Origin of the sequence: Streptomyces sp. NBC_00691 (assembly GCF_036226665.1) — a bacterium.
GTDB lineage: Bacteria > Actinomycetota > Actinomycetes > Streptomycetales > Streptomycetaceae > Streptomyces.
In genome coordinates this window covers 4,572,529-4,598,495 of the sequence record NZ_CP109007.1, presented here as the reverse complement: position 1 = coordinate 4,598,495, position 25,967 = coordinate 4,572,529, and the positions used below count along the sequence as shown (strand labels likewise).

Sequence of the window (25,967 nt, the reverse complement as noted above, 5' to 3'; positions counted from 1 at the left end):
TTGACCAGCATCTCCGCGACTGCCAGGGTCGCGCTCATGCCCACCCCGCAGACCTTCTCCGCGCCCGACGGCACGACACTCGCCTTCCATGTGTCCGGCTCCGGCGCGCCGCTCCTCTGTCTCCCCGGCGGTCCGTTCCAGGACTCCGCCTATCTCGGCGACCTCGGCGGACTGACCGCGCACCGGCGGCTGATCCGGCTCGACCTCCGGGGGACGGGCGCGTCGGCCGTGCCGGACGACTCCTCCTCGTACCGCTGCGACCGGCTCGTCGAGGACGTGGAGGCGCTGCGCGAGCACCTCGGGCTCGACACCGTCGATGTCCTCGGGCACTCGGCGGGGGCGAACCTGGCCGCCCTGTACGTGACCCGTCACCCCGGGCGGGTGGGCCGGCTCGTGCTCGTCACCCCGGGCACGGCGGCCGTCGGGCTCGACACGGCGCCGGAGGAGCGGCTCGCGGCGGCGCGGCTGCGGCGGGACGAGCCGTGGTTCGGCCCGGCGTACGCGGCGCTCGAAGAGGTCACGGCGGGGCGCGGGACCGGCGAGAGCTTCCAGGCCGTGGCGCCGTTCTTCCACGGGACGTGGGACGAGGCCGCGCGGGAGCGGCACGCCGCCGGGGAGAGTCAGCGGAACGGGGAGGGCGCGGGCGTCTTCGCGAGCGAGGGGGCCTTCCTCCCGGAGGCGACGCGCGCGGTGTTCGCGGACTTCGCGCGGCCGGTGCTCGTGGTGGCCGGGGAGGGGGACGTGAACACCCCGGTCCCGACGGCGGCCGCGTACGCGGAGCTGTTCCCGAAGGCGGCCTTCGTCGTCCTGGACGGGGCGGGGCACTTCCCGTGGCACGACGACGCGGAGGGGTTCGCGGGGGCGGTCGGCGACTTCCTGGCGTAGGGGCGTCGTGGGGGCGGGCCGGCCTCCGTGGGCCGGGCGTCCCGTGTCCCGGATCACGTCGCAGGCCCGGGACGGCGTCCGCGATGATATGACCATGCGTTTTCTGTTCGTCGGCGACAGCATGACCATCGGACGCGCCGGCGACTGGACCTGGCGGTACCGCATGTGGCGGCACCTGGAGTCCACTCTGCCCGGCGGGTACGAGATCGTCGGCCCCCGCACCACGCTGTACGACCCCGCCGCCGACGCACCGGCCTCGGAGACGTACGCCGACCCGGCCTACCCCGCCCCCGCCCGGCGTCATCTGGCCGGCTGGGGCGAGGGCTGGCTGCACATGGCACCCGTGATCGGCGACACGGTCACGGCGACCGGGGCCGACGTGCTGCTGATCTCGCTCGGTCTGATCGACCTCGGCTTCTACACCAACAGCGAGCAGACCGAGGAGAACGTCCGGGCGTTCGTCGCGACGGCCCGCGCCGCGAACCCGCGCGTCCGCGCCGTCCTCCTGCCCGTCATCCCCAACGTGCGCGCCGGGTACGACGCGCCCTTCGCCGGCGAGTGCGCCCGCTTCAACGAGCTGCTCGCGAAGGCGGTCGCCGACCTGGACACGGCGGCCTCGCCCCTTCTCCTGGCGGCTGTGCCGGAGTCGTACGACCTCGACACGGACACCTATGACGGCACCCACCCGGGCCCCTCGGGCGAGCACAAGCTGGCGGCCGCCTTCGCCGACGCGATGCACCAGGCATGGGGCCTGGGCGGCCCGTACCGCTACTGATTCCGGCCGCGGAGGCTGGATCCGATCCAGACGACGAGGAAGACGACCACCGGGATGATCAGGATCCACTCGGGGCTCATGGCGTCGCTGTCCGTGAACAGCAGGACGAGGAAGAGGACGACGGCGGCGAGGACCGACATGAGGGCCCAGGACAGCGCGCGCAGGAGCGAACCCTCACGGCGGGACCGGCTGTCGATCCGCCGGTCGGCCGCGGCGTTCGGCGACCAGCCGTCCCCGCGGTGCCTCTCCCACGCGACCCGCAGCGCGGCGATCTCACGGTCGACGGCGACGTGGTTGTCGTCCAGGTACATGAGCTGGACGCGGCGCCCGTCGCGCCCGTACATGTAGGAGATGATCCGCGGCTGCCCCTGGCCCATGGCCGCGCTCGGGTTGGGTACGGCTCGGAGATCGTGGATGTCCTCCCAGGCGAGCCGCCGGCTCCTGACCATGCCGCGGACCCGGATGCCCTTGAGGTCGGCGGAGGTGGAGCTGCTCCGGGCCGCGAGGACGAGCCAGCCGAGGAGGGCGAGCAGCAGCAGGGTGCCAAGGGTCCTGACCCAGCCGGGGATGTCCTCCTCGGTCCAGATCGGCAGCCCCGCGGTGGGCAGTCCGACGCCCGCCGCGAGGTAGACGGCGGCCAGCCGGCCGGATCTGATCCGGTACTCGCGTGGCAGTACGCGCTGCGTGTCCATGGTTCGCTCCCCCTGGTGTCCCCCGCGTGACGGAGCATCAGCGTAGAGCTCAACTCACCTGATTCCTAAGGGGCTTGGAGGGCATTTCACGACGCCCTGGTGAGCCGGTTCGCGAAGGTGGAGAGCGTGTACGCGCCGATGCCGAGGACGACCTCCAGGGCGTTGCGGCGGGTGTAGCCCGCGGCCTCGAAGTCGGCCAGCTCCGCGTCGCTCACCGCGCCCGCGGAGGCGAGCACCCGGAGGGTGAACCGACGGATCGCGGCGAGCCGTCCGGCGTCGGGCGCGGGCCCGAGGGCGGCCATCTTGGCCTCGTGCATGTCGACGCAGAGATGGCACTGGTTGCGTTCGGCGACGGTCAGGACGACCGTCTCGCGGGAGTGCGGGTCGAGGGTGGTGGACTCGAAGGTCTGACTGAGCTTCAGGAAGCCGTCGAGGGTCTCGGGCGACTCCTTGAGGAGGGCGACGGCGTTGGCGGTACGGGCGGGCATGTCGACGGACAAGGCTTCTCCAAGGTCGGACGGGCGGGTGAGCGGACAGGCGGGCAGGCGGGCGCACGGCCTGGCCGGGTAGAATCGACAACATGGTTGACCATGTGTCGGGAGAAAACGTAAACCAGGTTGTCGATATTGGCAACGGGGACAACGGCGACGGAGAGATCGGGGGCGGCAGGGGCTACGAACTCCCCCTGCTCCTCTTCGGCGGCTTCCGCACCCTCATCGACCGCCTCCACGACCGGCTCGCCACCGAAGGCCACCCCGACCTGCGCCCCGCCCACGGCTTCGCCATGCAGGCCATCGGCGCGCGGGGCGCCACCGCCAGCGAGATCGGGCGGCGCCTCGGCGTCTCCAAGCAGGCCGCCGGCAAGACCGTCGACCGGCTCCTCGCCCTCGGCTACGCCGAACGCGCCGACGACCCCACCGACGCCCGCCGCAAACTCGTCCACCTCACGCCACGCGGGTACGCCGCCCTCGCCCGCTCCGCGGCGATCTTCGACGAACTGCGGGCGGAATGGGCGGCGGCCCTCGGCGCCGACCGCGTCCGGGACCTGGAGGCGGCCCTGCGGAACGTCGTCCCAGCGGAGACGGCGTTCCGCCTGGACGCCACCAGCTGGCTCGGCGCCCCCTAGGGGGCGTCAGCGGGAGACGCCTACCAGGCGAAGGCCTCCGGCGACGGCCCCGGGCCCGGGAAGATCTCGTCGAGGCCCGCCAGGACCTCATCGCTCAGCTCGAGTTCCAGGGCGCGCAGCGCGCTCGTCAGCTGCTCCGGCGTCCGCGGACCGACGATCGGGCCCGTCACGCCCGGCCGGGTGAGCAGCCACGCGAGGGCCGCCTCTCCCGGCTCCAGGCCGTGCTTGTCCAGCAGGTCCTCGTAGGCCTGGAGCTGCGCGCGGGACGACGGGTCGGCGAGGGTGGCCGCCGCGCGGCCCTCCGTACGCCGCTTGCCCTCGGCCTCCTTCCTCAGGACGCCGCCGAGCAGACCGCCGTGCAGCGGCGACCAGGGAATGACCCCGAGGCCGTACTCCTGCGCGGCCGGGATGACCTCCATCTCCGCACGCCGCTCGAAGAGGTTGTAGAGGCACTGCTCGCTGACGAGACCCACCGAGCCGCGCCGGGCGGCCGTCTCGTTGGCCTGGGCGATCTTGTAGCCGGGGAAGTTGGAGGATCCGGCGTAGAGGATCTTGCCCTGCTGGACGAGGACGTCGACCGCCTGCCAGATCTCCTCGAAGGGGGTCGAGCGGTCGATGTGGTGGAACTGGTAGAGGTCGATGTAGTCCGTGCCGAGGCGCTTGAGGCTGGCCTCGACCGCGCGGCGGATGTTCACCGCGGAGAGCTTGTCGTGGTTGGGCCAGGCCTCGCCGTCGGCGCCCATGTTCCCGTACACCTTGGTGGCGAGAACGGTACGGTCGCGGCGGCCGTCGCCCTTCGCGAACCAGGAGCCGAGGATCTCCTCAGTCCGGCCCTTGTTCTCACCCCAGCCGTACACGTTGGCGGTGTCGAAGAAGTTGAGCCCCGCGTCCAGCGCCGTGTCCATGATGGCGTGGCTGGTGGCTTCGTCCGTCTGGGGTCCGAAGTTCATCGTCCCGAGGACGAGTCGGCTGACCTTGAGTCCGGTGCGTCCGAGCTGCGTGTACTCCATGAACGCCAAGCCAACTGCTTCGAGTGCGCTCGAAGCAAGAGGGTTCCCACGGGGTGGCAGACGCGCGCGCGGGACGGGCGCCGGCGGCTACTGACCCGACACGGATGCCAGCGCGATGATCGCGAACATCAGTACGAGCACGCCGGCCATGATGCGATTACGGGTTTTCGGATCCACGCTTCGAGGTTACCCGGCCGTCCGCCGCCGTCCTCACCCCGCTCCCTCCGGCCGCCCGCCCAGCGCCCAGCCGTCGACCGTCTCGTACCGGGGCTGCTCCCCCCGCACCCCGCTGACCGGCAGGTTCGAACGCACCAGGACCAGCTCGCCCGCCTCCCAGCGAGAGCCCTCGAAGGTGCCGAGCTCGTCGAGGAAGGGATGGAGATCCGCCGCGTCGCCCCGCGCGCGGGCGACCGTCAGATGCGCCTGGTAGCGACGGTGCTCGTCCATCGCGACCCCGGCCCGGCGCGCGGCGGCGTCCGCGCGCTCGGCGAGCAGCCGCAGCTCGTCCAGGTCCCCGGCGATCCCCGCCCACAGGGCGCGCCTCCCGAAGTGCCCACCGCCGTGGAGCCGCAGGGAGAAGGACGGGGTGCGGTGCGCGGCACGGGCGAGCCGGACGCGCAGCTCGGGCAGCAGCTCCTCGTCGACCTCCCCCATGAACGCGAGCGTGAGGTGCCAGCCGGGCTGCGAGGTCCAGCGGAGCCCGTCCGCACCGGGCAGCCGGTGGAGCCGGTCGACGACGTGTGCGAGCTCGTCCAGCCGCTCGCGCGGTGGCAGGACGGCGGCGAAGAGCCTCATGGGGCGAGTGTGGCAGCGGTTAGCCTCTGCGGCATGAAGATCTCCCTCAGGAAGGGCGGGGTGGAGGACCTCCCCGCGATACTCGGCGTCCTCGACAGCGCCGTGGTGTGGCTCAACGGCAAGGGAATCACCGCGCAGTGGGGCACCGAGTCGTTCTCCGCCCGCCCCAAGGCGGTCAAGCAGGTCGAGGACACGATGGCCGAGGGTGATCCCTGGATCGCCGAGATCGACGGCGTACCGGCGGGGACGATGACGCTGACCCCGTTCCCCGGGCAGCACATCGCACCGGCGGACGAGCCCGAGGTGTACGTACGGCTGCTCGCGACCGACGCGCGGTTCCACGGCCACGGGGTGGGCGCGGCGCTGCTCGCCCACGCGGTGGAGGAGACGCGGCGGCAGGGGGTGTCGCTGCTGCGGGTGGACTGCTTCGCGGGCAGCGAGGGCCGGCTCGTCGCGTACTACGAGGGCCAGGGCTTCACCCCGACCGACACGTTCCTGGTCGGCGACTGGGCGGGCCAGGTCCTGGAAAAGCGGGTCTGAGACCGGCCGAGGACGACGGCGGGAGGGGCCGGGGCTGGGGAGGGGTGCCCCGGCCCCCAGCCCGCCGCCCGCCGCCCGCCGCCCGCCCAAGGCCTAGGCCGCGGTCGCCAGCCGCTCCCGTGCCACGAAGCGCACCTGAGGGTGCCCGTGACGCCAGGCCCAGGCAACCTTCAGGCCGCCGACCTTCGCCAGGACGAGGCCCACGACGACCGCCGCGGCCAGCGAGATCACGCCGCCCGTCGCGAAGCCGACGCGGGCGCCGTACGTGTCGGTGACCCAGCCGAGGAGCGGCGCGCCGATCGGCGTACCGCCGGCGAAGACCATCATGTAGAGGCTCATCACCCGGCCCCGCATGGCCGGGTCCGTCGCCATCTGGACGGCCGAGTTCGCGGTGATGTTGACCGTGAGACCGATCATGCCGATCGGGACGAGCAACAGTGCGAACAGCCAGAACGTCGGCGACAGGGCCGCCGCGATCTCCAGGACGCCGAAGACTCCCGCCGCGATCACCAGCATCCGCAGCCGGGTCGAGCCGCGCCGGGCCGCCGCGAGGGCGCCCACGAGCGAGCCGGCCGCCATGAGGGTGTTGAGGAAGCCGTACGCGCCGGCGCCGACGTGGAAGACGTCGCCGGAGAAGGCGGTGAGCCAGATCGGGAAGTTGAACCCGAAGGTGCCGATGAAGCCGACGAGGACGATCGGCCAGATCAGCTCCGGTCGCGCGGCCACGTAGCGCAGTCCCTCCCGCAGCTGGCCCTTGCCACGCGGGGCGCGCTCCACCTTGTGGAGTTCGCTCGTCCGCATGAGCAGGAGGCTCGTGAGGGGCGCGAGGAAGAACAGGCCGTTGAGGAGGAAGGCCCAGCCGCTGCCGACTCCGGCGATGAGGACACCGGCGACGGCGGGGCCGACGAGCCGCGCGGACTGGAAGTTCGCCGAGTTCAGGGAGACGGCGTTGCGCAGGTGGTCGGGGCCGACCATCTCGGAGACGAAGGACTGCCGGGCCGGGTTGTCGACGACGGTCACCATGCCGAGGAGGAAGGCGATCAGGTAGACGTGCCAGACCTGGATGCTGCCGGAGAGCGTGAGGACGGCGAGTGCGATGCCGCAGAGGCCGAGGGCTGCCTGGCTGACGAGCAGCAGGCGCCGCTTCGGGTAGCGGTCGGCGATGACTCCGCCGTAGAGGCCGAAGAGCAGCATCGGCAGGAACTGCAGGGCCGTGGTGACACCGACGGCGGCGGCCGAGCCGGTGAGGCTCAGGACCAGCCAGTCCTGGGTGATGCGGGCCATCCATGTACCGGTGTTGGAGACGATCGCGCCGGTGAAGAACAGCCGGTAGTTACGGATCCTGAGCGAGGAGAAGGTTTCCCCCCGCCCGCGGGTGTCGAGGGTGGGTTTGTGGACGGGTGCGGAGTCTGCTCCGGGTCCCGTACTCAAAGTGCGTCGCCTCCTTGGCGCGTGGACTACAGGTGGGCGAGCTTTTCCAGGACCGGGGCCGCCGCGCGCAGCTTGGCCCATTCGTCCTCGTCCAGGCCTTCGGCGAGGGAGGCCAGCCAGGCGTTCCGCTTGCGGCGGGACTCCTCGAGCATGGCTTCGGCCTGCTCGGTCTGGCTGACCACCTTCTGCCGGCGGTCGTCGGGGTGCGGCTCCAGCCGGACCAGTCCCTTGGCTTCGAGCAGCGCGACGATGCGGGTCATCGACGGCGGCTGGACGTGCTCCTTGCGGGCCAGCTCGCCGGGGGTGGCGGAGCCGCAGAGCGCGAGGGTGCCGAGCACCGACATCTCGGTGGGGCTCAGCGACTCGTCGACGCGCTGGTGCTTGAGGCGTCGGCCCAGTCGCATGACGGAGGAGCGGAGCGCGTTCACGGCCGCGGCGTCGTCGGCTGAGCCGTGGGACAGGTCAGGCATGTTTGTTAGCCTAACTCATTACCCTGCCTAAATACCAACGGGGACATGCCGACGTCGAACGGATCACACCCGTTTACCCGTACCCCTGCGTGAACCGCATGCACGCAGATCACGCTTCCGCATCCATGTATCACCCAAACGAGTGAGTCGGATCCAGAAAGTGACGCAAAGGAGCCCCGGCTGCCCCGACCCTGAACGACATGGGATCGACAGTGCTCAGCCTGCGCATCGACGGTGAGCTGCTCGACCGGCTCAGGAGTCACGCCGCGAAAAGAGGAATGAGCGTCCAGGACTATGTCGTCCGGACGCTCATTCGCGAGGATTTCGACGAGCGGTTCAAGACCGCCGTCGACGAGACGGAGAAGTTCTACGGTGAGGCGGACGGGGAGCCGGTGGCCGACACGGCCACCGACACCCCGCACGGTCACGTGAGGCCGAGCGCCGGCATCGCGTAGTAGAAGACGAAGACCGCCGACACGATGTACATGGCCACCGGGACCTCACGGCCCCGGCCCGCCGCGAGCCGCAGCACGCTGAACGCGATGAAGCCGATGCCGATGCCGTTCGTGATCGAGTACGTGAAGGGCATCATCACCATGGCCAGGAACGCCGGCACCGCGATGGTGTAGTCGCTCCAGTCGATGTCCTTGATCGAACCGGCCAGGATCAGGAAGCCGACCGCGAGCAGCGCGGGCGTGGCCGCCTGGGACGGGACCATCGTGGCCAGCGGCGTGAGGAACAGCGCCACCGAGAACAGACCGCCGGTCACGACCGAGGCGAGGCCCGTGCGCGCACCCTCGCCGACGCCCGCCGTGGACTCCACGAAGCAGGTGGTGGCCGAGGAGGAGGTCGCACCGCCGGAGGCCACGGCCAGGCCGTCCACCAGCAGGACCTTGTTGATGCCGGGGAAGTTGCCGTCCTTGTCGATCAGCTTGGCCTCGTCGCCGACGCCGAGGATCGTGCCCATGGCGTCGAAGAAGCAGGACAGCAGCACCGTGAAGACGAACAGGACGCCGGTCAGGTAGCCGACCTTCTCGAAGCCGCCGAAGAGGCTGACCTCGCCGACGAGCCCGAAGTCGGGCGAGGCGACCGGGTTGCCCGGCCACTCCGGGGTGGTCAGACCCCAGGACGGGACGGTCGCCACCGCGTTGATCACCATCGCCACGATCGTCATGACGACGATCGAGATGAGGATCGCGCCCGGCACCTTGCGGATGATCAGCGCGAGGGTGAGCAGCGTGCCCAGGATGAAGACGAGCACCGGCCAGCCGGTGAGGTGACCGTCGCCGCCCAGCTGGAGCGGGACGGTGGTGTGCGCGGCGTCGGGGATGCGGGAGACGAAGCCCGAGTCGACGAGGCCGATCAGCATGATGAAGAGGCCGATGCCGATCGCGATGCCCTTGCGCAGGCCGACCGGGACCGCGTTCATGACGCGCTCGCGCAGACCGGTCGCGACGAGCAGCATCACGACGACGCCCGCGAGGACGACCATGCCCATGGCGTCCGGCCAGGACATCCGCGGCGCGAGCTGGAGCGCCACGACCGTGTTGACGCCGAGGCCGGCGGCGAGCGCGATCGGGACGTTGCCGATGACGCCCATGAGGAGCGTCGAGAACGCCGCCGTGAGGACGGTGGCGGTCACGAGCTGACCGCCGTCGAGCTGGTGCCCGTACATGTCCTTGGCGCTGCCGAGGATGATCGGGTTCAGCACGATGATGTAGGCCATCGCGAAGAACGTGGCGAGACCGCCGCGGATCTCGCGGGCGACGGTGGAGCCGCGCTCCGAGATCTTGAAGTAGCGGTCGAGGCCCGAGGTCGGCTCCTGGGGAGCGGAGGGCTCGGGGGGCATGGCCTTGGCGGTGGCCGTGGTGCTCATGGGGTGGGTTCCTCTTCGGGAGACGTCCGTTTGGCGGTTCGTACGAAGGAAACCCGCCAGAGGCAAACCGTTTCAGTATGAACACATGAACGAGCGAGCGTCTATCTCCGCGCGTAGATACGATTTCCCGCCACCTAGACTGACCCCCATGGCGAAGTGGACACCGAAGCACGAGGCACCCGAGCCCCTCGAAGGGCCCGTCGTCGCCACCATCACCGGCGGAACGATCCTGTGGTTCGTCCTCTTCCTCGTCCAGGTCCCGTTCTACGGCTGGTTCGACGACCGGGACCTGACCTGGTGGGTGTGGACCTGCCTCGCCGGAGCGGGACTCGGCCTGATCGGCATCTGGTACGTCCGGAAGCGGGACGCGGCGATCAAGCGGCACGAGGCGGCACGGGCCGCGGAGGAGGCCGCCGGGACGGGGTCGGCCCAGGGCCCCGAGGCGCACCCCGGCACGTAGTGCCCGGGGACGATTCCCCTCCTCCCCCGGTCTGAGATTCGCCCTTCTCGGCAGGTGAACGGTCGATTCCGGTCGTACCGTCGAAAACATGACTCAGCGGGCGAAGATCGACACGGGTGGCAGCGAGGCCGAGGCGGTGGGGCCGCCCGTTGTCCACCGTCCCGCCGGGCTCACCTCCGCCGAGGTCGCCGAACGCGTCGCCCGCGGCGAGGTCAACGACGTACCCGTACGGAGCTCCCGCTCGACCACGGACATCGTCCGCGCCAACGTCTTCACCCGCTTCAACGCGATCATCGGCGTGCTCTGGGTGATCATGCTCTTCGTCGCGCCGATCCAGGACAGCCTCTTCGGCTTCGTGATCATCGCGAACACCGGCATCGGCATCATCCAGGAACTCCGGGCCAAGAAGACCCTCGACGGCCTCGCCGTCATCGGCGAGGCGAAACCCAGCGTCCGGCGCGACGGCGTCGCCGCCGAGATCTCCACCTCCGAGATCGTCCTCGGCGACCTCATCGAACTCGGCCCCGGCGACAAGGTCGTCGTCGACGGCGAGGTCGCAGAGGCCGACAGCCTGGAGATCGACGAGTCACTGCTCACCGGCGAGGCCGACCCGGTCGTCAAGAAACCCGGCGACCGGATGATGTCGGGCTCGTTCGTCGTCGCCGGCGGCGGCGCGTTCACCGCCACCAAGGTCGGCCGCGAGGCCTACGCGGCACAGCTCGCCGAAGAGGCCTCGCGCTTCACGCTCGTCCACTCCGAACTGCGGACGGGCATCTCCACGATCCTCAAGTACGTGACGTGGATGATGGTCCCGACCGCGATCGGGCTCGTCATCAGCCAGCTCGTCGTCAAGGACGACAACTTCAAGGACGCGGTCGCCCGTACGGTCGGCGGCATCGTCCCGATGATCCCCGAGGGACTCGTCCTGCTCACCTCGGTCGCCTTCGCGATCGGAGTCGTACGGCTCGGGCGCAAGCAGTGTCTCGTCCAGGAACTCCCGGCGATCGAGGGCCTCGCGCGCGTGGACGTCGTGTGCCTCGACAAGACGGGCACGCTGACCGAGGGCGGCATGGACGTCACGGAGCTCCGTCCCCTCGACGGCGGCGACGAATCGTACGTACGGAAGGTCCTCGGCGCCCTCGGCGAATCGGACCCCCGCCCCAACGCCTCGCTCCAGGCCATCATCGACGCCTACCCGGACACGGTGGAGTGGCGGTGCACGGAGGCACTGCCGTTCTCGTCGGCGCGGAAGTACAGCGGGGCGGCGTTCAGCGAGGGCAACGGCGAGAACTCGACCTGGCTGCTGGGCGCCCCTGACGTGCTCCTGTCCGCCGGGGACCCGACGCTCACCGAGATCGACCACCTCAACGAGCAGGGCCTGCGGGTCCTGCTCCTGGCACGGACGACGAACGGACTCGACTCCCCGGAGGTCGCGACGGGCGCCCGGCCGACGGCCCTGGTCGTCCTGGAACAGCGACTGCGGCCGGACGCGGCGGACACACTCGCGTACTTCGCCGACCAGAAGGTGGCCACGAAGGTCATCTCCGGCGACAACGCGGTCTCGGTGGGCGCGGTGGCCGGAAAGCTCGACATGCCGGGCGCCGAGCACACCGTCGACGCGCGGCACCTGCCGACGGACCGGGAGGAGATGGCGAAGGTCCTCGACGAGAACGCCGTGTTCGGCCGGGTCACGCCGCAGCAGAAGCGGGACATGGTGGCGGCGCTGCAGTCCCGCGGGCACACGGTGGCGATGACGGGCGACGGCGTGAACGACGTACTGGCGCTGAAGGACGCGGACATCGGCGTGTCGATGGGCTCGGGATCGGAGGCGACGCGGGCGGTGGCCCAGATCGTGCTCCTGAACAACAGCTTCGCGACACTCCCGTCGGTGGTGGCGGAGGGCCGGAGGGTCATCGGCAACATCACCCGGGTGGCCACCCTGTTCCTGACGAAGACGGTCTACTCGGTCCTGCTGGCGGTCCTGGTGGTCTGCTCGCAGGTGGAGTACCCCTTCCTCCCCCGCCACCTGACGCTGCTCTCCACACTGACGATCGGCATCCCGGCCTTCTTCCTGGCGCTCGCGCCGAACAAGGAACGGGCGAAGCCGAACTTCGTACGGCGGGTGATGAGGTACGCGATCCCGGGCGGAGTGATCGCGGCGGCGGCGACGTTCACGACGTACCTCCTGGCCCGCCACCACTACAGCGGCGAAGGGGCGCTGGAAGCGGAGACGAGCGCGGCGACCCTGACCCTGTTCCTGGTCTCGATGTGGGTCCTGGCGATCATCGCCCGCCCGTACACGTGGTGGCGCCTCACCCTGGTCGCCACGATGGGAGGCGCGTTCCTCCTGGTCCTGATCGTGCCCTGGCTCCAGGACTTCTTCGCACTGAAACTGGTGGGCGTGACGATGCCGTGGACGGCGGTGGCGATCGCGGCGGCCGGCGGGGTGCTGCTGGAGTTCGCGTGGGCCTGGGTGAGCAGGAGGTTCCCGGCGTAGCCGGTGCGCGGAGTGGCTGGTGCGCGGCGACCGACAACGGCCAGGCCCTGGGGCGGGCCGGGTGTGCGAGTGGCGGGTGGGGTGGGCACAGCCCATCGCGCAGCGACGCGACCGCAGGGAGCGCCCTTGACCCGGTGGTGCAGGCCGCCACACTCGGAAAGAGGGCGGCCGCACCCGAGACCCACGAACCCGGCCCACCCCCAGGGCCCCTCCCTGACCTCAGTCGAACCAGCGGTCCCGCTCCAGTTCCGCCGTCCTCGACGGGTCCTCCAGCAGGGCCGCCACCTCGAACCGGCGCGGCCACTGGCCCGCCGACCAGGCCAGGCCCGCCGCCACGCCCTCCAGCGTCGAGGCGTGAACCACGCCGTCCGCCGTCCGGCGCCAGTCGAGTTCCGTGTCCGCCGCCCTGAGTTCCTCGTGCTCGACGTACGTGGTCGGCGTCGTCGGGCCCAGCAGGATCCGCACGGAGTCCGGCACCTCGTGCTCCTCGCCCACCGTCGCCACCTCCGCCTCCACCGCCTCGCTCAGCCGCCTGACCTGGAACAGCTCCGCCAGGTCCGCCGCCCGCGCCGGCGACACGGGCAGCAGCGGCACCCCGCCCGCCAGCGGCAGCAGGTCCGGCGCGTCCGCCACCATCGCCTCCGCCGCGTCCACCACGACCACCTCGCCGTCCACCACCGCGCGCAGTTCGTCCGGCAGCGTCACCTGCTCCGGGTCCAGGTCGGCCAGTGCCGTGTACAGCGCGTGCAGCTGGGCGTCCGTGACCTCCCGCGACGGGTCCGCCAGGCGCGTCAGGAGTTCCGCCGCCCCGCCCGGCTCGTCCAGCAGCGCCGCCACCGACGTGCGGACTCCCAGCGCCCTCAGGACCTGCTCGTCCTCGAAGCCGGTCGCGTCGGCGGAGTCGTAGAGGCCGGTCAGGAGCGGGTCCGTGCCCGCCGCCCGCAGGCCTGCCGGGCGGCGGCCGTCCAGGACCGGGTGGTCGCGGAGCCACCACGCCGTGTACGAGCGGACCGTCTCCGTCGTGCCGTCCGGCAGGAGGATCCGTACGGGCTGGGTGAGGGCGTCCCGCAGCGGCGGCTGCGCGAGCAGCGCCAGCGCCTGCGGCCAGGCGTCGTCGTCGACCAGGTCCAGGTCCCGTACGGCCACGATCTCCGTCGCCACCGGCGGCACCGGTGTCTCCGGCAGCCGGTCCAGTACGTCCTCGCACCACACGTCGACCGCGTCCAGGAGCCCCGCGTCGTCCGGCTCCGGGTAGTCGCCCTCGCGCGGCTCGACCTCGTCCGGGTCGAGCAGGAGGTCGGTGGCGCGGACCAGGGCGAAGGTCGCGAGCACACCGCAGGCGGCCAGCGGCTGTTCGCCCCAGCGGGCGGCCAGTTCGGCGTCGACGTAGGCCAGTTCGTCCTCGCGCATGACGGCGGCGAACGCCGAGCCCGGCATCACCAGCTCGCCCGCCGGGGAGAGTTCGCCGTCCTCGTCCGGCAGTGCGAGCGCGCCCAGCCAGGGCTCCTCGCCCGGGTCGAGTTCCGCGTCACGGACCAGGGCGAGGACGGTCTCGACGAGTTCGTCGGCGTCCAGGGTGTCCGCGTCCTCGTCCCAGATCTCGCCCGCGTCGAGGGAGGCCGCGACCGCCGCCCGTACCTGCGGGGTCGTCAGGACCGCGCGGGGCGTGGCGGGCAGGGCACCCAGCTTCTCCAGGAGCGGGTGGGCCGCCTCGGGGTGGGCGACCTTGAGTCCGAGCCGCGTCAGCTCGGCGGGGGTCCTGTCCTGCGGCAGGAGGACCTGGCGGGGGCCGACCGCCGTACGGATCCGGGCCCCCTCGGCGGTTTCCGCCAGCGGCACCGGGAGGCCCGACAGGCGGTCCGGGTCGACGCCGGCGAGGGAGTCGTACAGGCGCCACCACCAGGTCGGCGCGCGGTCCACCCCGGCGAGGCGGTCGATCGCCTCGGTCAGGGGAACGCGGCCGACGCCGAGGGTGCGGAGCTCCGGGCGGCGCTCCAGGCCGGCGGGGAGGAGCGTCGGGAACACCTCGGCGAGGACCTCGACGGTGTCCGCGCCCGCGCCCTCCGCGACCTCGGCCTCGATCGGGCGGAGTGCGGGGAGTTCCTCGGTGGGGGCGGCGGGCGCCAGGAACGCGACCCTCGGCAGCCGGTCCAGGATCGCCTCGCGCAGGGCCCCGTCAAGGGGGCCCTTGCCGAGCCGGCCGGGGACGAGGTCGAGCGTGGCGGTGGTCACCGGCTGCCACTCGGCGAGGAGTTCGGCGTACGCGTCGGCCGCGCGCTGCACCAGGAAGTCGGTGAGCCGGCCGGGCGCCGGGTGCCGCCGCGCGGTGTCCAGGGGCAGGGAGGCGATGAGGAGCGCGGGGATGCCGAGGGGTTCGTCGGTGGGGGTGGGGGCGTGCACGACCGGGGTCGTACGCGGGTGGCGCGGGGCTCCCTCCGGGTCCACGGGTACGGCCCAGGTGACGGTCCAGTGGGGGCGCAGGCGCTCCTCGACCGGTCGGTCCTTGAGGAGTTCGGCGTCGAGGGGGCCGCTGTGGGAGACGCTCCGCCAGCGGTGGGTGCCGGTGGCGGAGTCGACGATCTGCACGTATCCGTCGTCCTCGGAACGGCGGAGGGTTCGTACCCCTTCGGGGGTCTCCACGACGATCTCCGCGAGCCCCGGAAGAGTGAGGAGGAGCGCGTCGTCGACGGAGGCGAGGAGCCGCTCGGCGAGGTCGCGGGCGGCGGCGTCGCGGAGCGGGAGGACGACGACGGTGTCGTAGCCGTCGGGGGCGGTGCCCTCGGCGGGCAGCGGGAGCCGGAGGAGGGGTACGTGGCCGTCGCGGCGGCGCAGTTCGTCGCCGAGGCCGGGGCTGTACCGGGCGGACTCGGCGGCGAGTTCCCGGGCCTCGGCGAGGGACCAGCGGACGCCGCCGTGGCGGCCGAGGACGGCGGGCTCGTCGGTGACGGCGAGGACGGCGGCGAATCCGACGCCGAACCGGCCGACCGCGCCGTGCGCCTGCTGCTCGCGCTTCGCGGAGGCGCGGAGGGTCGACAGGGACTCGGCGCCGGTGGCGTCCAGCGGGGCGCCGGTGTTGGCGGCGGCGAGGAGGGCGGGGCCCTCGTGGTCCGCGGGGTGGAGGGTGAGCCTGAGGCGGCCGGGGACGCCGGCACGGTGGGCGGCGTCGGCGGCGTTCTGGGCGAGTTCGACGACGAGGCGGTCGCGGTATCCGCCGAGGGCGAGGTCCTCCTCGGCGTTGGCGTCCTCCCGGAAGCGGGCGGGGGACGCGCCCCAGGCGTCGAGCACACCCCGCCGCAGCCGGGCGGTGCCGAAGGGATCGGTTCCGTCGGTCGTCGTCCGGACGCTGACGCTCACGTCTGACTCCACTCTGCGGGGCGCTGATGGTGCGGGACCCGGCCCCTTGGGGCCGGGGGCCCGAAGGTACCGCGCCCGGAGGTGGGGATCTGCCGGGGCACGGGCGTTCCCCACCGTCCAGGGTGCCTCGCGGGGGTACGGGTCGGGGGCGCGGGCCGCGGTGGCAGCCGTGCCCGCCGACGCGGCCCACGCGGCCGGCCCCTGCGGCAGGCCGTCGCCCCGCCGGGGCCGTCGCCCCGCCGGGGCCGTCACCCGCCGCCACCCTCGTCGGGGGCAGTCGTTCCGCGGGGGGGGGCGTGGGGGCGCCTCTTCGCCGGGCGCACGGGTGGCCTGCCGCCCCCGGGCAGGGAGCGGCAGGCCACCGGAGGTGGGAGGGGTTACGAGTGGCCCAGGTCGTCCGAGGTCGCGTCGGGTTCCGTCGTGGAGCCGGAGTCCTTCGCCGGGCGGAGGGGGAAGGCGTCCGCCCCCATCGAGTCCAGCACCGGCGGCGCCGGCCGCGGCGGCTTCGGCATGATCGCGGCCTCAGAGTGGCCCCCGCAGCCGTACGAGAGGGACACGACCCGCCCGTCCGCCGGGGCGAACTCGTTGGCGCAGATGCCGAAGGTCTGCTTGAGGGAGCCCGCCAGCGGCACCAGGAAGGCGCAGGACTCGCAGGTGGCCGGGGCCGCCTGGGCCATCGGGGTGCGGGCGCCGAAGGACTCCTCCCAGCGGTCCGCGGCCAGGTGGAGCCCGTACCGCGAGAGCACCCTGGCCCGGCGCATGCCGAGCTCCTCGGCGACCGCGGCGATCGCGCCCCGCGAAGGGGTGCGGGCGACGATCTCGGCGTCCTCGACGTCGAGGTGGTCGGCCAGCTCCTCCGACACCACGGAGTTCGGCGGCGGCGCGTCCTCGCCCGAGTAGCCGGGCTCCAGGCGCAGGTCGTCCGCCTCGGTCGGCAGCAGGTCGCCGGGGCCCATGTCGCCGGGGCGGAGCCGCTCGCTCCACGGCACCCACTCGGGGGCCAGGAGCGCGTCGGAGCCGGGCAGCAGGACGGTTTCGTCGAGCGTGACGTTCTTGGCGCGGGAGGCGCGGGTGACCGTCACCGCCCAGCGCCAGCCCCGGTAGCCCGGTTCCTTGGACTCGAAGTAGTGGGTGACGACCCGGTCACCCTCGGCGACCACCTCGACGTGCGCGCCGACGATCCCGGGGGCGGCCGCCTCCTCGGCGGCCTCCCGCGCGAGCTCTACGGCCTCGGCACACAGGCGGTCGGGGATACGCGTGGCTCGCGGGGTACGCGGGGTACCGCTTCGCGTCGTCGCAGCACTCACAGGTCTCGCTTCTCTCCTACGCCGTCTCACGGGTGCGCCGGCCGAGGGGCGGGAGCGAAGCCACGGGCGGCGGGCGGAGCGGACCTGTGGGCCGCATCGACGTCCGCGCACCCGACCTGTCTCGCGTGTCTCGGGCACACCTATCGCCATCCATTCTGCGGGATGCCGAAGAGGCGCGCGGCCGAAAGCTTCCGCCGGTGACGCGCTACGCACGCTACCCCGTTCGCGGGCCTCATCCCACCTGCCCGCCCCAAGTGGCCCGGATCGCGGACGGCCGGAGGGCGTTCGGAGCCCTGTCGGGGAGGTGGGCGGGAGGGGCCGAAAGCGACCCGTGCGCCGCTACGACCCCCTCCGACATCGGCCGAAGTCGTCCTCAGACATCGGCCGAAGTCGTCCTCCACCGCCGCGCCACGGTTCGTCCGGCGCGCCTGTGGGGCACTATGACGGAGTGGCAGCCGCACGGTCCCCCGCACGATCCGAAGATCATGCCGGACCGCTCCGCCGAGCGGGCCGGAAGGTCGGCCGTGCCCTGCACCTGCCGTTCACGGGGACCGCGAAGGGCATCCGCAAGGCCACCCACGCCCATGGCGCGGGCGAGTCGGGGCTCGGGAAGCTGATCGAGCTGCACGCGGTGAACGGTGCGGGCGACGTCATGATCACCGTCGCTCTCGCCTCCACGGTCTTCTTCTCGGTCCCCACCGACGAGGCCCGTGGCCGTGTCGCCCTCTACCTCGCCGTCACCATGGCCCCCTTCACGCTGCTCGCCCCGGTGATCGGTCCGCTTCTCGACCGCATCCCGCACGGGCGGCGGGCCGCGATGGCCGGGGCGATGCTGACCCGGGCGGTCCTCGCGATCATGATGTCGGCGGCGGTCGCCACCGGCGGGATCGAGCTGTATCCGGCGGCGCTGGGGGTCCTGGTGGCCTCGAAGGCGTACGGGGTGGTGCGCAGTGCCGTCGTGCCCCGGCTCCTGCCACCGAACTTCTCGCTGGTGAAGGCGAACTCCCGGGTCACCCTGGCCGGGCTGCTCGCGACCGGCATCGCCGCGCCGATCGGCGCGGGGCTCCAGGTGCTCGGACCTCCGTATCCGCTGTACGGCGCGTGCGTGCTGTTCCTGCTGGGGGCCTTCTGGGCGCTGCGGATGCCGCCCAAGGTGGATTCGGCGAAGGGTGAGCGGCGGGCGCATCTGCTGACGCACGGCGAGAAGAAGCCGAGTCTGCGGACGGTGGGGCCCTCGGTCCTGCACGGCCTGGAGGCGAACGCGGCGCAGCGGATGCTGTCGGGGTTCCTGATCTTCTTCCTGGCGTTCCTGCTGCGCGAGCATCCGCTTTCGGGGCAGAGCGCCGCCGTCTCGCTGGGGATCGTGGGCGTGGCGGCGGGCGTGGGCAACGCGTGCGGCACGGCGATGGGCTCGCTCCTGCGGGACCGGGGGCACGGCCCCGAGGTGATCATCGCCACGATGATCAGCGTGGTCTGCGCCACGGCGATCTTCACGGCGATCTTCTTCGGCGGGGTGATGGTGGCCGTTCTGGGCGCGGTCGCGGGCCTCACCCAGGCCCTGTCGAAACTGTCCCTGGACGCGTTGATCCAGCGGGACGTGCCGGAGGTCGTACGGACCTCGGCGTTCGCACGCTCGGAGACGGCGCTGCAGATGGCGTGGGTGGTGGGCGGCGCGATCGGCATCGCCCTGCCTCTGAACGGCACGCTGGGCATGGCCGTCGCGGCGGGAATCCTGGCCACGGGCGCGCTCCTGGCCGTACGGGGCCTGCTCGCGGAGGCCCGGCGGCGGCCGGGCCCGAAGAGGCGGTCGAAGACGCGGGTGGCCTAGGAGCCTCCGAGTTCCCCGACGCCGCCCGGCGCCACGCCGCCGGCTCTTCGCGTCACCAGCGGTGACTCGCCGCGTCGGTCGCCGTCTCCCCGCCGCGCCCGGCGGCGTGTCGTCCCCGGTCGGCGGCGCCCTTCCGTGCCGCCCTCCTTCCGGTACCGGACAGCGGCACGCCGTACCCCCGCGTGGCGCGGGCGCGGCGGCCCGATAGCCTTCGGCTCATGACCGTTGCGTTCTTCTCCGGCTCGCGCCGCCGGGCCGCCGTCGCCCTCGGGGCCGTCTCCGCCGGGCTCCTCGTTCTCTCCGCCTGCGACAAGCCGACTCCGATCGCGACCGTGACGGTCGGGTCCGACTCGATCCACTCAGAGGCCGCCTGCTACAACGACGGCGACGCCATCAAGGAGTCGCAGATCCAGCAGTGCCTCAACAAGAAGGCCGAGAAGTCCATCACCGTGGCGATGGACGACAAGATCCGCTTCGGGGTCGACCCCGAGATCGCGGACAACGGCTGGACCATCTTCCTCGGCGGCCAGCAGGCCGAGCCCGAGCCGTACAAGAAGACGTACCGGACCATTCCGGCCAGCGCCTTCTTCTCCAGCCAGACCGGCGAGGCCACCGACAACACCCAGGTGACCATCGTCGAGAACACCGGCAAGAAGCTGACCGGTGTCTGGCACTTCCAGCTGAAGAAGGAATCCTGATCCTCCGGTGGTCCACCGGATCCTGATCGTGACGGCCGTCGCGGTGGAGGCGGAATCCGTCTCCGCCGGCCTCGGCCTCCACCTCGGCGGCCCCGGGCCGGAGCCCGTGCCGCTGCCGGGGGGGCTCTCCCTGCTCCGTCACACGGGCGGGGACGCCCGCACCGGGACCGTCGTCGACGTGCTCGTCGGCGGGGTCGGACCCGCCGCCGTCGCGGCCTCGACCGGGACGGCGCTCGCGTACGGCGCACTCACCGGCACCACCGAGCCGTACGCCGCACGCGCCGGCTCGCCCGAGCCGCACGTCTCCGAGCCGTACGCCGCCGCGAACCCGTACCGTCTCGTCGTCTCCGCCGGGATCGCCGGCGGGTTCCAGCCCCTCGCGCCTCTCGGGTCCGTCGTCGTGTCGTCGGCCGTCGTGGCCGCCGACCTCGGCGCGCAGACCCCCGACGGGTACCTCACCGTCGACGAGCTCGGCTTCGGCCGGTCCGTCCATCCCGTGCCGGAGACCCTGACCGGCCTGATCTCCGCCGCCCTGGACGCCGCCGGCCGGCCGCACACCGTCGCGCCCGTGCTCACCGTCTCCACCGTCACCGGTACCGCCGACCGCGCGTCCGAGCTGGCCGGGCGCCATCCCGGAGCCGCCGCCGAGGCGATGGAGGGCTTCGGTGTCGCCGAGGCCGCCGCCGCGTACGGCGTGCCCGTGGTCGAGATCCGGGCCGTGTCGAACGCCGTCGGACCCCGCGACCGCGCCGCCTGGCGCATCGGCGAGGCCCTGGGCGCGCTCCGGGACACCTTCGAGCTGCTCAGCCTCCCGCTGCTCACCAGCACCGACTTCGTGGAGCCCTCGCCGTGACCAAGCTGAAGATCGCCTACTCGCCCTGCCCGAACGACACGTTCGTCTTCGACGCCTGGGCGCACGGCCGTGTCCCGGACGCCCCCCGGCTCGACGTGACCTTCGCCGACATCGACATCACCAACGGCTGGGCCGAGAGCGGCACCGACGACCACGACGTCCTCAAGGTGTCGTACGCCGTGCTCCCCTGGATCCTCGACGAGTACGCGCTGCTGCCCTGCGGCGGCGCCCTCGGCCGCGGCTGCGGGCCGCTCGTCCTCACCCGGGAGGAGGCGACCGGCGCCGACCTCGCCGGGAAGACGGTCGCGGTGCCGAGCGAGCGCTCCACCGCGTACCTGCTGTTCCGGCTCTGGGCGGCCGAGAAGGTGCCGGGCGGGGTCGGGAACGTCGTCGTGATGCCGTTCCACGAGATCATGCCCGCCGTGCGCGACGGCAAGGTCGACGCGGGGCTCGTCATCCACGAGGCCCGCTTCACGTACGAGAACTACGGGCTGCACCGTCTCGCCGACATGGGCGAGCACTGGGAGTCCACGACCGGCCTGCCGATCCCGCTCGGGGCGATCGTCGCCCGCCGCTCCCTCGGCGCGGAGACCCTGCGGCGGCTCGCCGACGCGGCCCGCACCTCGGTGCGGATGGCCTGGGACGACCCGGCGGCCACGCGCCCGTACGTCATGGAGCACGCACAGGAGATGGACCCGAAGGTCGCCGACCAGCACATCGGGCTCTACGTGAACGAGTTCACGGCCGACCTCGGCGAGCACGGGTACGCGGCGGTCCGCGGGCTGCTCACCCGCGCCGCGGCCGAGGGGCTCGTACCGCCCCTCGGCCCGGACTCGCTCGCCTTCCCCTAGCCGGGACCGCCGGACGGCGTCCGGCCGGGAAGGATCAGACGTCCAGCTGGTCCGCGACGGCGCGCAGCAGGCCCGCGATCTTGGCGCCCTGCGTCTTGTCGGGGTAGCGGCCGCGCTCCAGCATCGGCGTGATGTTCTCCAGGAGAGTCGTCAGGTCCTGCACGATGGACGCCAGTTCGTCGGGCTTACGGCGCTGCGCCGCGGCGACGGACGGCGTCGGGTCGAGGATCGTGACGGACAGTGCCTGGTCGCCGCGCTGGCCTGCGACGACTCCGAACTCGACCCGCTGCCCCGGCTTCAGTGCGTCGACTCCGGCAGGGAGCACCGACGAGTGGACGAAGACGTCGCCGCCGTCGTCGCGGGAGAGAAAGCCGAAGCCCTTCTCGCTGTTGAACCATTTGACCTTGCCGGTAGGCACGTCTGTCCTCGTCCTCGTCCTCGTCGGGGGATAGCAAACAGCGGGTCGACCGACCCGCCGGCACCAGGCTAATGGTCCGGAGGCCGGTGACAAGACGTCGCCGATGTGTTCCTTCGGCCTGGGAACTACCCTGGCCGGATGCGTAGTGAAACCCCTGCCGCACAGGCGAACGACAGCGCTCCGGGTGACGGCCTCGTCAAGGCCGGTGTCATCCTCTTCGCCATCGGCGCGGTGGCGACGCTGGTCACCGTGGCTCCGCTGTTCCTGGGTACGGATCCGTTCCCCACGGTCGCGTACACCGTCTCCATGCTCATGGGCGTGGGATTCGCCGTCGCCGCCGCCGGGGTGCTGCGCTCGATCGCGGCTCAGCGGCGGCAGGCGCGGGAGGGCTCGGCCGCTCCCGTTCAGGCCGGATAGCGCCCCCGCTCAGGCCAGGTACCCCTCCCACCAGGCGCGGAAGTCCGTCAGGTCGGCGAGGACGACGTCGGCGCCCGCCTCCTTGAGTTCCTCGGGGGCGCAGGGGCCGGTGGCGACGGCCACCGAGAGGGCGCCGGCCGTGGCGGCGCCGCGGACGTCGCCGACGTGGTCGCCGACGTACACCCGGGCGCCGTGGGCGCGCAGGGCCTCTGCCTTGCCCTCGGCCCACAGGCCGCCGGCGAGCGCGTCCGGTTCGATGCCGAGGTGCGCGAGGTGCAGCTCGGCGTGCGGGCCGTTCTTCGCGGTGACGACGATGGTGCGGCCGCCCGCCTCGCGCACGGCCCGGATGGCGTCCCGCGCGCCCGGCATCGGCGCCGACGGCTCGATCGCGTACGCGGGGTAGAGCGCGCGGTAGCGGGCCACCATGTCGGTGACCTGCTCCTCGGGGACCCAGTACGCCATCTCGTGCTCCAGGGGCGGGCCCAGGCGGCTGACGACGAGGTCCGCGTCGACGGGGACGCCGTACTCGGCCGAGAAGGCCTCCCAGGCGGCCTTGATGCCGGGGCGGGTGTCGACCAGTGTCAGGTCGAGGTCGAAGCCGACGGTGGGCGGGGCGGAGGCGTTGTCCGTGCGGGTCGTCATGGGGCCATTCTGGGGGACCTCCGGCCCAGGTGTTCGAATATGGCTGCTGCTTACACTGAGCCAAGCCTTACCAAACCCGCACCGCCCGTTCCCCGCACCACCCGATGGGTCCTGATGCCAGCCGCTTTCCGTTCCAGACGGGTCCTCGCGACCTCGGCGGCTCTCGTCGCCCTGTTCCTCGCCGTGCTCCTGAGCCTCGCCGTCGGCGCCCGCGCCATCGCCCCGTCCACGGTGTTCGACGCCCTGCTGCACGGCGGCACGAGTCCCGACGCCGAGGTCGTACGGCAGCTGCGGGTGCCCAGGACCCTCATCGGGCTGATGGTCGGCGCGGCCCTCGCGCTCGCCGGCACCGCCCTCCAGGGCATCACCCGCAACCCGATCGCCGACCCCGGCATCCTCGGCATCAGCCAGGGCTCCTCGGTCGGCGTCGTCCTCGCCATCGCCTTCTTCGGGGTGCACACGCTCACCGGGTACGTGTGGTTCGCCTTCGCCGGAGCCGCGCTCGCCGCGGTCGCCGTCCACGCCATCGCGTCCAGCGGGCGCGGCGGGGCGACGCCCGTGAAGCTGGCGCTCGGCGGGGCGGCGATCAACGCGCTGCTGCTCTCCGTCACCACCGGCGTCCTCACCACCAAGGCCTCCGCGCTCGACGAGTTCCGGTTCTGGCAGATCGGCTCCCTCGACGGGCGTGACGCCCAGATCGTCGGCCAGATCTGGCCCTTCCTGCTGCTCGGCGCGGTCCTCGTCGTCTCCGTGGCGCGCGGGCTCGACGCGCTCGCGCTCGGCGAGGACGTCGCCAAGGGGCTCGGGCAGCGGGTCGCGACCGTGCGGATCGTCGGCGGGATCGGCGCGACCGTCCTGACCGGCGCGGGGGTGGCCGCCGCCGGGCCCGTCGCCTTCGTCGGCCTCGCCGTCCCGCACATCGCGCGGGCCGTCGTCGGCTCCGACCACCGGTGGGTGCTGCCGATGGCCGCGGTCGTCGGACCGGTGATGCTGCTCGTGGCGGATGTCGCCGGGCGGATCGTGTTCCCGCCGGGCGAGGTGCCGGCCGGGGTGATGACGGCGCTGATCGGGGTGCCGTTCCTGGTGACCCTCGTACGCCGGAAGGCGGTGGCCGCGTGAGCACCCTCGCCCCCGTCCGGCCCCCAAAGGGCACGCCACGGCCCGCCGGGTACGGGCTCGTGCGCGCCGGCGGCGCCTCGTTCCTGGTGCACCGGCGGTCCGCCGCCGTCACCGCGGGCCTGCTGCTGCTCCTGGCCGCGTCCTCCGTCGCGTACCTCTGCGTCGGTGAGCGGTTCGTCGAGCCCTCCGAGGTCGTACGGGTGCTCCTCGGGCAGCCGTCGCCCTCGACGTTCGTCGTGGCGGAGCTGCGGGAACCCCGGCTCGTCGTCGCGCTGGCCGTCGGCGCCGCGTTCGGGGTGGCCGGAGCGCTGATCCAGACCGTGGCCCGCAACCCGCTGGCCAGCCCCGACATCATCGGCATCAGCCAGGGCGCGGGCGCGGTCACCGTCGCCGCGATGACCTTCGGGATCGGCTCGTACACCGTGCTGCCGTACCTCTCGATCGCGGGCGGTGTCGTCGCCGCGGCGCTCGTGTACGTGTTCGCGTGGCGCGGCGGGCTGCACGCGACGCGGTTCGTCCTCATCGGCATCGGGTTCGCGATCGCGCTGCGGTCGCTCACCACCCTGTTCATGACCAAGGGCGACTTCCTCGTCGCCCAGCAGGCCCAGATCTGGATGACCGGCTCGCTCAACGGGCGCGGCTGGGACGAGTCCGCGCCGATCCGCTGGACGCTGCTGCTCATGCTGCCCGCCGTGCTGTGGGCGGCCCGGGCACAGCGGACCGTCTCCCTCGACGACGACACGGCGACGGCGCTCGGCGTGCGGCTCGGGCGGGTCCGGCTCGGGCTCGTCGCGGTGGGGGTCGTGCTCGCGTCGGTGGCGACGGGTGTCGCGGGTCCGGTCGACTTCGTGGCGCTGCTCGCGCCGCAGATCGCCCGCCGCATGACCCGCACCGCGCAGATCCCGCTGCTCTCCTCGGCGCTGACCGGCGCCGTGGTCGTCGTCCTCGCCGACCTGCTCGGCCGGCGGCTCCTGTCGCCGATCGAGCTTCCGGTGGGCGTCCTCACGGCGGCCGTCGGGGCCCCGTATCTGATCTGGCTCATCGTCCGGAGCCGTACCGCAGCATCCGCAGGAGGCAAGGCGTGAGCAGGCTGACCGCGCGCGAGCTGACGCTCGCCTACGAGGACCGCACCGTCGTCCACGAGCTGGACCTGGCGATCCCCGACGGCAAGGTGACGGTGATCGTCGGCCCCAACGCCTGCGGGAAGTCGACCACCCTGCGGGCGCTCGGCCGGCTCCTCAGGCCGGCGGGCGGCGCGGTCCTCCTCGACGGGGAGGAGCTGGCGAAGCTCCCGACGAAGCGGATCGCCCGCTCGATCGGGCTGCTTCCGCAGACCCCGGTCGCGCCGGAGGCGATCACCGTCGCCGACCTGGTCTCGCGCGGCCGTCAGCCGCACCAGGCCTGGTGGAAGCAGTGGTCGGAGGAGGACGAGCGGGCCGTCGTCGAGGCGATGGACCGCACGGACGTGGCCGCGCTCGCCGACCGCTCGGTGGACGAACTGTCGGGCGGTCAGCGGCAGCGGGTGTGGATCGCGATGGCCCTCGCCCAGGAGACCGATCTGCTGCTCCTCGACGAGCCCACGACCTACCTGGACATCTCCCACCAGGTGGAGGTCCTCGACCTGGTCCGCCGCCTCAACCGGCTGCGCGGCCGCACGGTCGTCCTCGTGCTCCACGACCTGAACCAGGCGGCCCGGTACGCCGACCACCTGATCGCCATGAAGGCGGGCCGGGTGGTGGCGGAGGGGCCGCCCGGGGAGGTCGTGACGGAGGAACTCGTCCGCGACGTCTTCGGGCTGGCGTCGGTCGTCGTCCCGGATCCGGTGACGGGGTCGCCGCTGGTGGTGCCGGGGGCGCCGTGGCACGCGGACGCGGAGACGGCGGACGCGGAGGTTCCCGCGGGGTGACCTGAGCCGGCCGTCCG

Annotated in this window: 26 protein-coding genes; 15 read left to right on the top strand and 11 right to left on the bottom strand. The window is 72.6% G+C overall.

Annotation, left to right across the window (positions count from 1 at the left end):
• Positions 1 to 36: 36 nt before the first annotated feature.
• On the top strand, positions 37 to 885 hold the full coding sequence (locus OG392_RS20840) for an alpha/beta fold hydrolase (RefSeq protein ID WP_329281602.1): 849 nt from the start codon (positions 37 to 39) through the stop codon (positions 883 to 885).
• A gap of 94 nt (positions 886 to 979) precedes the next feature.
• Entirely contained in the window at positions 980 to 1,660 is a 681-nt protein-coding gene (locus OG392_RS20835; RefSeq protein ID WP_329281600.1) for a GDSL-type esterase/lipase family protein, read from the top strand.
• Here the strand turns inward: OG392_RS20835 and OG392_RS20830 are convergent.
• On the bottom strand, positions 1,654 to 2,352 hold the full coding sequence (locus OG392_RS20830) for a PH domain-containing protein (protein ID WP_329281598.1): 699 nt from the start codon (positions 2,350 to 2,352) through the stop codon (positions 1,654 to 1,656). The genes OG392_RS20835 and OG392_RS20830 overlap by 7 nt on opposite strands.
• 86 nt (positions 2,353 to 2,438) lie before the next feature.
• Positions 2,439 to 2,852 (bottom strand): carboxymuconolactone decarboxylase family protein, encoded by a 414-nt coding sequence (locus OG392_RS20825; protein ID WP_329281596.1) that lies wholly within the window; start codon positions 2,850 to 2,852, stop codon positions 2,439 to 2,441.
• A gap of 80 nt (positions 2,853 to 2,932) precedes the next feature.
• Here OG392_RS20825 and OG392_RS20820 point away from each other — a divergent pair, with 80 nt between their 5' ends.
• A complete protein-coding gene (locus OG392_RS20820; protein ID WP_329281594.1) occupies positions 2,933 to 3,478 on the top strand; it encodes a MarR family winged helix-turn-helix transcriptional regulator in 546 nt (181 codons plus the stop codon).
• A gap of 20 nt (positions 3,479 to 3,498) precedes the next feature.
• On the opposite strand, the gene OG392_RS20815 is transcribed toward OG392_RS20820, so the two are convergent.
• Positions 3,499 to 4,488, bottom strand: coding sequence for an aldo/keto reductase (locus OG392_RS20815; RefSeq protein WP_329281592.1), 990 nt, complete (start codon positions 4,486 to 4,488; stop codon positions 3,499 to 3,501).
• A 210-nt stretch (positions 4,489 to 4,698) separates the two neighbouring features.
• Positions 4,699 to 5,283 carry an RNA 2',3'-cyclic phosphodiesterase gene (gene thpR / locus OG392_RS20810; RefSeq protein ID WP_329281589.1) on the bottom strand — a complete coding sequence of 195 codons (585 nt, stop codon included), beginning with the start codon at positions 5,281 to 5,283 and terminating at the stop codon, positions 4,699 to 4,701.
• A 33-nt stretch (positions 5,284 to 5,316) separates the two neighbouring features.
• Here thpR and OG392_RS20805 point away from each other — a divergent pair, with 33 nt between their 5' ends.
• A complete protein-coding gene (locus OG392_RS20805) occupies positions 5,317 to 5,823 on the top strand; it encodes a GNAT family N-acetyltransferase (protein ID WP_329281587.1) in 507 nt (168 codons plus the stop codon).
• Between the two features lie 93 nt (positions 5,824 to 5,916).
• On the opposite strand, the gene OG392_RS20800 is transcribed toward OG392_RS20805, so the two are convergent.
• Both OG392_RS20800 and OG392_RS20795 read right to left on the bottom strand, forming a co-directional pair.
• The gene (locus OG392_RS20800; protein ID WP_329281585.1) at positions 5,917 to 7,254 is read right to left on the bottom strand and encodes an MFS transporter; all 1,338 of its coding nucleotides are present in this window, start codon (positions 7,252 to 7,254) and stop codon (positions 5,917 to 5,919) included.
• A 26-nt stretch (positions 7,255 to 7,280) separates the two neighbouring features.
• Positions 7,281 to 7,724: a MarR family winged helix-turn-helix transcriptional regulator gene (locus tag OG392_RS20795; protein WP_329281583.1), complete on the bottom strand. Its 444-nt coding sequence runs from the start codon at positions 7,722 to 7,724 to the stop codon at positions 7,281 to 7,283.
• Positions 7,725 to 7,924: 200 nt separating this feature from the next.
• Here OG392_RS20795 and OG392_RS20790 point away from each other — a divergent pair, with 200 nt between their 5' ends.
• Positions 7,925 to 8,179, top strand: coding sequence for a hypothetical protein (locus OG392_RS20790; RefSeq protein WP_329281581.1), 255 nt, complete (start codon positions 7,925 to 7,927; stop codon positions 8,177 to 8,179).
• On the opposite strand, the gene OG392_RS20785 is transcribed toward OG392_RS20790, so the two are convergent.
• Positions 8,149 to 9,600 (bottom strand): NCS2 family permease, encoded by a 1,452-nt coding sequence (locus tag OG392_RS20785; protein ID WP_329281579.1) that lies wholly within the window; start codon positions 9,598 to 9,600, stop codon positions 8,149 to 8,151. The two genes, OG392_RS20790 and OG392_RS20785, sit on opposite strands and share 31 nt — an antisense overlap.
• A gap of 148 nt (positions 9,601 to 9,748) precedes the next feature.
• Between OG392_RS20785 and OG392_RS20780 the strand changes: the two genes are divergently transcribed.
• Both OG392_RS20780 and OG392_RS20775 read left to right on the top strand, forming a co-directional pair.
• Entirely contained in the window at positions 9,749 to 10,060 is a 312-nt protein-coding gene (locus tag OG392_RS20780; protein ID WP_329281577.1) for a DUF2530 domain-containing protein, read from the top strand.
• An 88-nt stretch (positions 10,061 to 10,148) separates the two neighbouring features.
• Positions 10,149 to 12,557, top strand: coding sequence for a cation-translocating P-type ATPase (locus OG392_RS20775; RefSeq protein WP_329281575.1), 2,409 nt, complete (start codon positions 10,149 to 10,151; stop codon positions 12,555 to 12,557).
• 219 nt (positions 12,558 to 12,776) lie between these two features.
• Here OG392_RS20775 and OG392_RS20770 read toward each other — a convergent pair whose 3' ends face one another.
• Positions 12,777 to 15,923 carry a sacsin N-terminal ATP-binding-like domain-containing protein gene (locus OG392_RS20770; RefSeq protein WP_329281574.1) on the bottom strand — a complete coding sequence of 1,049 codons (3,147 nt, stop codon included), beginning with the start codon at positions 15,921 to 15,923 and terminating at the stop codon, positions 12,777 to 12,779.
• A 365-nt stretch (positions 15,924 to 16,288) separates the two neighbouring features.
• Positions 16,289 to 17,218, bottom strand: coding sequence for a DUF3027 domain-containing protein (locus tag OG392_RS20765; RefSeq protein WP_329281572.1), 930 nt, complete (start codon positions 17,216 to 17,218; stop codon positions 16,289 to 16,291).
• A gap of 448 nt (positions 17,219 to 17,666) precedes the next feature.
• Between OG392_RS20765 and OG392_RS20760 the strand changes: the two genes are divergently transcribed.
• The 4 genes from OG392_RS20760 to OG392_RS20745 all read left to right on the top strand — a co-directional run bounded on the left by OG392_RS20760 (position 17,667) and on the right by OG392_RS20745 (position 21,448).
• Positions 17,667 to 19,046 (top strand): MFS transporter, encoded by a 1,380-nt coding sequence (locus OG392_RS20760; protein WP_329281569.1) that lies wholly within the window; start codon positions 17,667 to 17,669, stop codon positions 19,044 to 19,046.
• Between the two features lie 218 nt (positions 19,047 to 19,264).
• Positions 19,265 to 19,744, top strand: a complete 480-nt coding sequence (locus OG392_RS20755; protein ID WP_319311007.1) for a DUF2771 domain-containing protein — start codon at positions 19,265 to 19,267, stop codon at positions 19,742 to 19,744.
• Between the two features lie 7 nt (positions 19,745 to 19,751).
• Positions 19,752 to 20,597: a futalosine hydrolase gene (locus OG392_RS20750; RefSeq protein WP_329281565.1), complete on the top strand. Its 846-nt coding sequence runs from the start codon at positions 19,752 to 19,754 to the stop codon at positions 20,595 to 20,597.
• Positions 20,594 to 21,448, top strand: a complete 855-nt coding sequence (locus OG392_RS20745) for a 1,4-dihydroxy-6-naphthoate synthase (protein ID WP_329281563.1) — start codon at positions 20,594 to 20,596, stop codon at positions 21,446 to 21,448. The genes OG392_RS20750 and OG392_RS20745 overlap by 4 nt, the downstream gene beginning before the upstream one ends.
• A 34-nt stretch (positions 21,449 to 21,482) precedes the next feature.
• On the opposite strand, the gene OG392_RS20740 is transcribed toward OG392_RS20745, so the two are convergent.
• On the bottom strand, positions 21,483 to 21,866 hold the full coding sequence (locus tag OG392_RS20740; protein ID WP_030322122.1) for a cold-shock protein: 384 nt from the start codon (positions 21,864 to 21,866) through the stop codon (positions 21,483 to 21,485).
• Between the two features lie 138 nt (positions 21,867 to 22,004).
• On the opposite strand from OG392_RS20740, the gene OG392_RS20735 reads away from it, so the two are divergent.
• Positions 22,005 to 22,283, top strand: a complete 279-nt coding sequence (locus tag OG392_RS20735) for a hypothetical protein (protein ID WP_329281561.1) — start codon at positions 22,005 to 22,007, stop codon at positions 22,281 to 22,283.
• A gap of 9 nt (positions 22,284 to 22,292) precedes the next feature.
• On the opposite strand, the gene OG392_RS20730 is transcribed toward OG392_RS20735, so the two are convergent.
• Positions 22,293 to 22,925: an HAD family hydrolase gene (locus tag OG392_RS20730; RefSeq protein WP_329281559.1), complete on the bottom strand. Its 633-nt coding sequence runs from the start codon at positions 22,923 to 22,925 to the stop codon at positions 22,293 to 22,295.
• A 114-nt stretch (positions 22,926 to 23,039) separates the two neighbouring features.
• Between OG392_RS20730 and OG392_RS20725 the strand changes: the two genes are divergently transcribed.
• Genes OG392_RS20725 through OG392_RS20715 form a run of 3 tightly spaced genes read left to right on the top strand, consistent with a single transcriptional unit; the run spans position 23,040 to position 25,950 of the window.
• Positions 23,040 to 24,044: a FecCD family ABC transporter permease gene (locus tag OG392_RS20725; RefSeq protein ID WP_329281557.1), complete on the top strand. Its 1,005-nt coding sequence runs from the start codon at positions 23,040 to 23,042 to the stop codon at positions 24,042 to 24,044.
• A complete protein-coding gene (locus tag OG392_RS20720; RefSeq protein ID WP_329281554.1) occupies positions 24,041 to 25,129 on the top strand; it encodes a FecCD family ABC transporter permease in 1,089 nt (362 codons plus the stop codon). Before OG392_RS20725 ends, OG392_RS20720 begins: the two co-directional genes overlap by 4 nt.
• Positions 25,126 to 25,950 carry an ABC transporter ATP-binding protein gene (locus OG392_RS20715; RefSeq protein WP_329281552.1) on the top strand — a complete coding sequence of 275 codons (825 nt, stop codon included), beginning with the start codon at positions 25,126 to 25,128 and terminating at the stop codon, positions 25,948 to 25,950. Before OG392_RS20720 ends, OG392_RS20715 begins: the two co-directional genes overlap by 4 nt.
• Positions 25,951 to 25,967: the final 17 nt, after the last annotated feature.